Below are 1744 nucleotides of genomic sequence, written 5' to 3' on the forward strand. Positions count from 1 at the left end.
GGCTATCTCCCTTAGTTCGTTGTTTTCGTTCAGTACCGGAGCCCAGTCGGTCAGGTTATCATCAGTGTCGCCATATATTTCTTCTTAAAACCATAGCTAAAATCACAAGCCTATCTATTTCTACACTTACCTTTGTGATCAACGTCTTATTGTTGATTCTAGGTATCGTTCTAATTGGTAAAGAGTTTGGGGCAAAAACGATTTATGCCTCTTTATTATTGCCTTTATTTCTAGCTGTATTTGAAAAAATTTATCCAAATAACGTATCTTTAACACAAAATGCTGTTTTCGACATGGCCACCTATACATTGATTTTAGCATTTGGACAAACCATTCTATTTCGTGTAAACGCATCGAGTGGTGGAACGGATATTATTGCGAAAATTATCAATAAATATACACATATGGATCTAGGCAAAGCTTGTACTTTAGTCGGACTACTCATTTGTACAACAAGTCTAATTGTATATGATATTGGCGCTTTAGTGGTTGGCGCATTGGCAACACTAGCCAATGGTCAAGCTGTAGATTATTTTATTGATGGTTTTAATAAGAAAAAGAAGATTTGTATATTATCCAAAGAATATGAAGTCATTCAAGATTATATAATGAACACATTAAAGCGTGGTGTTACTTTATATTCGGCAAAAGGTGGTTATGATAAGACCGAGCATACAGAGCTTGTCACAATCATGGCTACCAATGAATATAAAAAATTACTATATTATCTTCAAGAAAGTGATATTGAAGCTTTTGTAACAGTATCAACAGTTAATGAAGTCATCGGTACTTGGAATAATAAGAAAAATCACGTTTAAAATGACTTAGCCTCATAGTTTAATTGCACTTTCGATAATCCTTTTTGTATTCGAAATGGATTGTGAGATTTTGTTTTTTTAATATACAAAAAGACTGTAGCGGCTCACATATCGCTACAGTTTTATTATTTATATTGAACTTTTATTAGAAGTTTGTCTAATTGATCGCCTTTTTCCAATTTAGAAATACGCTCATCATTAACAACTATCATCATCGTAATCATATTATAGCCTTTTTCTTCAATCATTTCTTTATCGAAACATACAATAGGCTGACCTTTATTCACTCTATCATTTATATTCACTTTCTTAACGAATCCTTCGCCTTTTAATTCGACTGTATCCAATCCAACATGAATCAATATTTCAATACCATCCTCTGATTGAATCCCAATCGCATGAAGACTATCTTGAATCATAACAACTTGTCCGTCAACAGGTGAAATAATTTCTCCATTACTAGGGTTGATTGCGATTCCATCACCTAGTAATTTGTCTGCAAAAACTGAATCAGGAACATTTTCAATAGGCACAATGTCTCCTTGCGCGCATTTAAAGATTTCTAATTCATTTACTTTCTTTCTAAAAAACATTATTGACTCACTTTCTCTACGTATTCTTCAAAATCACTTTTTATAACTGTCACTTGTGGTCCATAAATGATTTGAATTCCTTTACCCTTTTTATCTTTAACAAACAAGGATATTAGAATAGCACCAAAATTAGTGATTACTGCTTTCATTCCTTGTTTATTCACGATTTCAAACTTGTAAACTTCTTTACCCGATGGATGTATTCCAAATACTTCTTTTTTTAACGCTCATGAGCAATAATCTCGTTCACTACTGAATCTTTGATTGTTACATTTTCTTTTTCTAATTTTTCAATTGTAGACTTAAATTGTGGTAAATAATTCTTATGTGCAA

At 32.2% G+C, this 1744-nt stretch carries 3 protein-coding genes; 1 reads left to right on the plus strand and 2 read right to left on the minus strand.

From position 1 onward, the window contains the following. Positions 1-818 (plus strand): YitT family protein (locus ACZQCL_RS09285; RefSeq protein ID WP_482482990.1); only part of this gene is annotated, 818 nt, incomplete at its 5' end. Positions 819-943: 125 nt separating this feature from the next. Here ACZQCL_RS09285 and ACZQCL_RS09290 read toward each other — a convergent pair. Together ACZQCL_RS09290 and ACZQCL_RS09295 are read right to left on the minus strand one after the other, a co-directional pair. Beyond that, positions 944-1411, minus strand: a complete 468-nt coding sequence (locus ACZQCL_RS09290) for a PTS sugar transporter subunit IIA (protein ID WP_337531640.1) — start codon at positions 1409-1411, stop codon at positions 944-946. Then, positions 1411-1575: a hypothetical protein gene (locus ACZQCL_RS09295; protein ID WP_337618339.1), complete on the minus strand. Its 165-nt coding sequence runs from the start codon at positions 1573-1575 to the stop codon at positions 1411-1413. The genes ACZQCL_RS09290 and ACZQCL_RS09295 overlap by 1 nt, the downstream gene beginning before the upstream one ends. Between the last annotated feature and the right edge of the window lie 169 nt (positions 1576-1744).

This window comes from Holdemanella sp., assembly GCF_056804935.1.

Bases quoted from the DNA above. Each gene is read 5' to 3' on its own strand.
- ACZQCL_RS09290 (WP_337531640.1), bottom strand. From the start codon at position 1,411: ATGTTTTTTAGAAAGAAAGTAAATGAATTAGAAATCTTTAAATGCGCG.